At 56.3% G+C, this 6,852-nt stretch carries 7 protein-coding genes; 5 read left to right on the forward strand and 2 right to left on the reverse strand.

The window, feature by feature from the left end:
* The first annotated feature begins 28 nt into the window (after positions 1 to 28).
* From hemE to ABR39_RS00660, 5 genes are all read left to right on the forward strand, one after another.
* Positions 29 to 1,093 (forward strand): uroporphyrinogen decarboxylase, encoded by a 1,065-nt coding sequence (hemE, locus tag ABR39_RS00640; protein ID WP_010425930.1) that lies wholly within the window; start codon positions 29 to 31, stop codon positions 1,091 to 1,093.
* Positions 1,094 to 1,102: 9 nt separating this feature from the next.
* On the forward strand, positions 1,103 to 1,774 hold the full coding sequence (gene nfi, locus ABR39_RS00645) for a deoxyribonuclease V (protein WP_023309979.1): 672 nt from the start codon (positions 1,103 to 1,105) through the stop codon (positions 1,772 to 1,774).
* A 41-nt stretch (positions 1,775 to 1,815) separates the two neighbouring features.
* On the forward strand, positions 1,816 to 2,406 hold the full coding sequence (locus ABR39_RS00650) for a YjaG family protein (protein WP_047345352.1): 591 nt from the start codon (positions 1,816 to 1,818) through the stop codon (positions 2,404 to 2,406).
* A 186-nt stretch (positions 2,407 to 2,592) separates the two neighbouring features.
* Positions 2,593 to 2,865 (forward strand): nucleoid-associated protein HU-alpha, encoded by a 273-nt coding sequence (gene hupA / locus ABR39_RS00655; protein ID WP_002445246.1) that lies wholly within the window; start codon positions 2,593 to 2,595, stop codon positions 2,863 to 2,865.
* A gap of 11 nt (positions 2,866 to 2,876) precedes the next feature.
* On the forward strand, positions 2,877 to 3,569 hold the full coding sequence (locus tag ABR39_RS00660) for a DUF1481 domain-containing protein (RefSeq protein WP_047345353.1): 693 nt from the start codon (positions 2,877 to 2,879) through the stop codon (positions 3,567 to 3,569).
* Positions 3,570 to 3,617: 48 nt separating this feature from the next.
* On the opposite strand, the gene purD is transcribed toward ABR39_RS00660, so the two are convergent.
* Both purD and purH read right to left on the reverse strand, forming a co-directional pair.
* Positions 3,618 to 4,910: a phosphoribosylamine--glycine ligase gene (purD, locus tag ABR39_RS00665; protein WP_047345354.1), complete on the reverse strand. Its 1,293-nt coding sequence runs from the start codon at positions 4,908 to 4,910 to the stop codon at positions 3,618 to 3,620.
* Between the two features lie 15 nt (positions 4,911 to 4,925).
* A complete protein-coding gene (gene purH, locus ABR39_RS00670) occupies positions 4,926 to 6,515 on the reverse strand; it encodes a bifunctional phosphoribosylaminoimidazolecarboxamide formyltransferase/IMP cyclohydrolase (protein ID WP_047345355.1) in 1,590 nt (529 codons plus the stop codon).
* Positions 6,516 to 6,852: the final 337 nt, after the last annotated feature.

The raw sequence follows: 6,852 nt of genomic DNA on the forward strand, positions 1-6,852 counted from the left end.
AGGCCATGACGCTTAAGGAAATGCAAAAATGACCGAACTGAAGAACGATCGTTATCTGCGTGCGCTGCTGCGCCAGCCCGTTGATGTCACCCCGGTGTGGATGATGCGCCAGGCGGGACGCTATCTGCCAGAGTACAAAGCCACGCGCGCGCAGGCGGGTGATTTTATGTCGCTGTGCAAAAACGCCGAGCTGGCCTGCGAAGTCACGCTCCAGCCGCTGCGCCGCTTCCCGCTGGATGCCGCCATTCTCTTTTCGGACATTCTGACTATTCCGGATGCTATGGGCCTTGGGCTCTATTTCGAAACCGGCGAAGGCCCGCGCTTCACCTCCCCGATCAAAAGCAAAGCGGATGTAGATAAGCTGCCAATCCCCGATCCGGAAGGTGAACTGGGCTACGTGATGAACGCCGTGCGCACCATTCGCCGTGAGCTGAAAGGCGAAGTGCCGCTGATTGGTTTCTCCGGCAGCCCGTGGACGCTGGCGACCTATATGGTTGAAGGCGGCAGCAGCAAAGCCTTCACCATGATTAAAAAGATGATGTACGCCGAGCCTCTGGCCCTGCATGCGCTTCTCGATAAGCTGGCGAAGAGCGTCACGCTCTATCTCAACGCGCAGATTAAAGCGGGTGCGCAGTCGGTCATGATTTTCGACACATGGGGTGGCGTGCTGACCGGGCGCGATTATCAGCAGTTCTCCCTGTACTACATGCATAAAATTGTCGACGGCCTGCTGCGCGAGAACGAAGGTCGCCGCGTGCCGGTAACGCTGTTCACCAAAGGTGGCGGTCAGTGGCTGGAAGCCATGGCAGCAACCGGCTGCGACGCGCTGGGTCTCGACTGGACTACCGATATCGCCGATGCCCGCCGCCGCGTGGGTGACAAAGTGGCGCTGCAGGGAAACATGGATCCCTCCATGCTCTATGCTCAGCCTGCCCGCATTGAAGAAGAAGTGTCGACTATACTGTCTGGTTTCGGCCAGGGTGAAGGCCACGTCTTTAACCTCGGCCACGGCATTCATCAGGATGTGCCGCCAGAACACGCAGGCGTCTTTGTGGAGGCGGTGCATCGGCTTTCTGCCCAGTATCACAAGTAAGGAGTGGTTATGGATCTCGCGTCGCTACGCGCTCAGCAAATCGAACTGGCTTCATCGGTGATCCGCGAGGATCGTCTGGATAAGGATCCTCCGCAGTACATTGGCGGAGCAGACGTCGGATTCGAGCAAGGGGGCGAAGTAACGCGAGCGGCGATGGTGGTCCTGAAGTACCCTTCGCTTGAGCTGGTGGAATACAAGGTGGCGCGTATCGCCACCACCATGCCCTATATCCCCGGTTTTCTCTCCTTCCGCGAATACCCCGCGCTGCTGGCAGCGTGGGAGCAGCTCTCGCAAAAACCTGACCTGCTGTTTGTTGATGGACACGGTATCTCACACCCGCGCCGTTTAGGCGTTGCCAGCCACTTTGGCCTGCTGGTGGATGTGCCGACCATTGGCGTCGCCAAGAAACGCCTGTGTGGCGCGTTTGAACCGCTTTCCGCGGAGCCGGGCGCGCTGGCGCCGCTCATCCATAAAGGCGAGCAGCTGGCGTGGGTCTGGCGCAGCAAAGCCCGCTGTAACCCGCTGTTTATCGCTACCGGGCATCGGGTAAGCATGGACAGCGCCCTGGCGTGGGTGCAGCGTTGTATGAAGGGCTACCGCTTGCCGGAGCCGACGCGCTGGGCAGACGCCGTGGCTTCATCGCGTCCGGCTTTTGTTCGTTGGCAGGAAATTCAGCGATGATTCAGGTAAACTGCGCCTAATTTTCGATTCGAGAGATCATCATGCTACAAAACCCGATTCACCTGCGCCTTGAAAAGCTGGAAAGCTGGCAGCACGTCACCTTTATGGCTTGCCTGTGCGAGCGCATGTATCCCAACTATGCCGCGTTCTGCAAGGAAACGGGCTTTGGCGATGGGCATCTTTATCGCCGAATTCTGGACCTGATCTGGGAAACGCTGACGGTGAAAGACGCGAAGGTGAATTTCGACTCTCAGCTGGAAAAGCTGGAAGAGGCGATTCCGGCTGCGGATGATTTTGACCTCTATGGCGTCTACCCGGCGATTGATGCCTGCGTAGCGTTAAGCGAGCTGCTTCACTCCCGTCTGAGCGGCGAAACGCTGGAACATGCTATCGAAGTCAGTAAGGCATCTATCACTAGCGTGGCGATGCTGGAAATGACCCAGGAAGGACGCGAAATGACCGACGAAGAGCTCCGTGCAAACCCGGCCGTTGAGCAAGAATGGGATATTCAGTGGGAAATTTTCCGCCTGCTGGCAGAGTGTGAAGAACGTGATATTGAGCTGATAAAAGGGCTGCGCGCGGACTTACGTGAGGCCGGCGAGAGTAATATTGGTATAATTTTTAACCAATGAGATAAGAAAACTTGAGATAACGCCCGTTTTGTCGCTCCTCGACTCTTCCCTTTCGACCCTTGTCTGGTCTACATTTGGGGGGCGAAAAAAAGTGGCTATCGGTGCGTGTATGCAGGAGAGTGCTTTTTTGGCATTTTCGTCGCACTCGATGCTTAGCAAGCGATAAACACATTGAAAGGATAACTTATGAACAAGACTCAACTGATTGATGTAATTGCGGACAAGGCTGATCTGTCTAAAGTGCAGGCTAAAGCTGCTCTGGAATCTACCCTGGCTGCTATTACTGAGTCTCTGAAAGAAGGTGATGCTGTACAACTGGTTGGTTTCGGTACCTTCAAAGTGAACCACCGCGCTGAGCGTACTGGCCGCAACCCGCAGACCGGTAAAGAAATCAAAATCGCCGCAGCTAACGTGCCGGCATTTGTTTCTGGTAAAGCACTGAAAGACGCTGTTAAGTAAGACGCGTGGCAGTGAACAGTTTTAGCGAAGGGGCGGCAACGCCCCTTTTGTCTTTCTGGCGTGGAACGCTCGCGCTGGCAGGCATGCTGCTGCTGTCAGCCTGTAGCCACGATTCCTCTCTGCCGCCGTTTACCGCCAGCGGTTACGCGGACAACCAGGGCGCGGTCAGGATCTGGCGCAAAGATTCCGGCGATGAAGTTCATCTGCTTTCAGCCTTTAGCCCGTGGCATAACGGGAATACGTCGACCGCGGAATATCGCTGGCAGGGCGATGACCTGACGCTGATTGAACTGAACGTCTACAGCAAGACCCCCGAACACGTGAAAGTGCGTTTTGACGACCATGGCGAGCTGAGCTTTATGCAGCGTGAAGTCAGCGGTCAAAAACAGCAGCTTTCCAGCGATCAAATCGCCCTCTACCGCTATCATGCTGAACAAATCCGCCAGACCAGCGATGCGCTGCGTCAGGGACGCGTCGTGCTGCGCCAGGGGCGCTGGCATGACGATGGGACGGTCACGACCTGCGAAGGTCAAACCATGAAGCCTGACCTCGAATCCTGGGCGACCGAACATATTCAACGCCGTCAGCGTCATTCATCAATGGAAGTGAGTGTGGCGTGGCTTGAGGCGCCGGAAGGCTCTCAGCTGCTGCTGGTGGCGAACGAAGATTTCTGCACCTGGCAGCCTACAGAGAAGAGTTTCTGACGTAAATCCCCTCTCCCTGTGGGAGAGGGTTAGGGTGAGGGTATGAAATTACTTGCCCTGCTCACGCGCAATTGCGCGATAGCCGATATCCTGACGGCTAAAGCTACCGTTCCAGTGGATATCCGCCATCAGCGTATAGGCACGCTTCTGCGCTTCTGCAACGGTATGGCCCAGCGCGGTCGCACACAGCACACGTCCGCCGTTGGTCAGTACGCGGTCATCATCAGCCAGTTTCGTTCCAGCGTGGAATACCTTCGCGCCTTCAACCTCTTCCAGCGGTAAGCCGTGGATCTCATCACCGGTGTTGTAGTTGCCAGGGTAACCACCCGCAGCAATCACCACGCCCAGAGACGCACGCTCATCCCATTCCGACGTTTTCTCGTCCAGCTTGCCTTCGCAGGCCGCCAGACACAGATCGACCAGATCGGATTTCATGCGCAGCATGATTGGCTGAGTTTCCGGATCGCCAAAGCGGCAGTTGAATTCGATAACCTTAGGATTGCCCTGCTTGTCGATCATCAGACCCGCATAGAGGAAACCGGTGTAGGTGTTGCCTTCTGCCGCCATTCCTTTCACGGTTGGCCAGATAATGCGATCCATCGTGCGCTGGTGTACTTCGTCAGTCACGACCGGAGCAGGGGAGTAAGCGCCCATCCCGCCGGTATTCGGGCCTGAATCACCATTGCCCACGCGCTTATGGTCCTGGCTGGTGGCCATCGGCAGAACGTGCTCGCCGTCGACCATCACGATAAAGCTCGCCTCTTCGCCATCGAGGAACTCTTCGATCACGATGCGGTGGCCCGCATCGCCGAAGGCGTTGCCCGCCAGCATATCCTGAACTGCGGCTTCGGCTTCTTCGAGCGTCATTGCCACAATCACGCCTTTACCGGCGGCCAGACCGTCGGCCTTGATGACAATCGGCGCACCTTTTTCACGTAAGTAGGCCAGAGCAGGCTCCACTTCGGTGAAGTTCTGATATTCCGCCGTCGGGATGTGATGACGTGCGAGGAAATCCTTGGTGAAGGCTTTAGATCCTTCCAGCTGCGCAGCGCCTTCCGTGGGGCCGAAGATTTTCAGGCCTGCAGCGCGAAACGCATCAACCACGCCAATCACCAGCGGCGCTTCCGGGCCGACAATGGTCAGGTCGATTTTCTCGCTTTGGGCAAAGCTCAACAGCGCCGGAATGTCGGTCACGCTGATAGCCACGTTCTGCAGTGCGGGTTCCAGTGCGGTACCGGCGTTGCCCGGTGCCACGAAGACCGTTTTCACCAGCGGAGACTGAGCCGCTTTCCACGCCAGAGCGTGTTCGCGTCCGCCGTTACCAATCACTAATACTTTCATTTTCTGCTCCGGGAATTAATGGCGGAAGTGGCGCATGTCGGTGAAGATCATCGCAATGCCGTGTTCGTCAGCGGCGGCAATCACTTCGTCGTCGCGGATTGAGCCGCCAGGCTGGATCACGCAGGTAATGCCTACAGCAGCAGCCGCGTCGATACCGTCACGGAACGGGAAGAAGGCGTCAGAAGCCATGGCGGAGCCTTTCACTTCCAGGCCTTCATCGCCTGCTTTAATACCCGCGATTTTCGCAGAGTAGACGCGGCTCATCTGGCCTGCGCCTATCCCGATAGTCATGTTCTCTTTGGCGTAGACGATGGCGTTGGATTTAACGAACTTCGCGACCTTCCAGCAGAACAGCGCGTCGCGCAGTTCCTGCTCGCTCGGCTGACGCTTGGTCACCACGCGCAGGTCGGCTTCTGTCACCATACCCAGATCGCGGTCCTGTACCAGCAGGCCGCCGTTCACGCGTTTGAAGTCCAGGCCCGGAACGCGTTCCGCCCACTGGCCGCAAACCAGGACGCGCACGTTCTGTTTCGCCGCGGTGATTTTCAGCGCTTCTTCAGAAGCGGATGGCGCGATGATCACTTCGACAAACTGGCGGGAGATGATGGCCTGTGCGGTTTCGGCATCCAGCTCGCGGTTGAAGGCGATAATGCCGCCGAATGCGGAGGTCGGGTCGGTTTTGTAGGCGCGATCGTAGGCCTCCAGAATGGAGGTGCTCACGGCAACGCCGCATGGGTTCGCGTGCTTGACGATAACGCAGGCAGGTTCGCTGAACTCTTTCACGCATTCCAGCGCTGCGTCGGTGTCGGCAATGTTGTTATAGGAGAGCGCTTTGCCCTGAACCTGCTGGGCGGTCGCAACAGAGGCTTCTTTTACCTCTTCTTCTATATAGAAGGCAGCCTGCTGGTGGCTGTTCTCACCGTAACGCATATCCTGCTTCTTAATGAAGTTCAGGTTCAGGGTGCGCGGGAAGCGGCCGGAAGGATCTTTGCTTTCACCGTGGTAAGCCGGTACCAGGCTGCCGAAGTAGTTGGCGATCATGCTGTCGTACGCGGCGGTGTGTTCGAAGGCTTTGATGGCGAGGTCGAAACGCGTTGCAAGCGTCAGTGACCCTTCGTTGGCATCCATCTCATTAATAATGGTTTCGTAATCGCTGCTCTTTACGACGATGGCCACATCTTTATGGTTCTTGGCTGCGGAGCGCACCATGGTCGGGCCGCCGATATCAATATTCTCTACGGCATCTTCCAGAGAGCAGCCTTCGCGGGCAACAGTCTGGGCGAACGGGTAGAGGTTAACGACAACCATGTCGATTGGCGCGATGTCATGCTGTTCCATAATGGCGTCGTCCTGACCGCGACGGCCAAGAATACCGCCGTGGACTTTTGGATGCAGGGTTTTGACGCGTCCATCCATCATTTCCGGGAAACCGGTGTAATCGGACACTTCGGTTACCGGCAGACCTTTATCTGCTAACAGGCGAGCGGTACCGCCTGTAGAAAGCAGCTCTACGCCACGTGCAGAAAGTGCCTGAGCGAATTCGACGATACCGGCTTTATCAGAAACACTGAGCAGAGCGCGGCGGACTGGACGACGTTGTTGCATGGTAAATCCCCTGGATTTCACGATTACAGAGAGCGTTAGATGAATTTTCCTGCGAAAAACTCATCTAACACACCTGACGAGGCATCCTTGTGAAGCGCGAGCATTTTAACGAAAACGTTTGCGCAACGCTCGCACATTTTCACTTTTTCGCATCATTGTGGATAAGTCTGTGTGTAAAAAGGTATAAGGCGGGGTTTTGCTGTGGAATGCAGCAGTCAGTCATTTTTCTGTCATTTAGCGGTTGCGGCCTGCTGAGAACTCCCTATAATGCGCCTCCATCGACACGGCGGATGTGAATCACTTCACACAACAAGCGGTTCGGTTGAAGAGAAAAAAT

It is taken from the genome of Enterobacter genomosp. O, assembly GCF_001022965.1.
In the GTDB taxonomy this organism is placed as follows: Bacteria; Pseudomonadota; Gammaproteobacteria; order Enterobacterales; family Enterobacteriaceae; genus Enterobacter; species Enterobacter cloacae_L.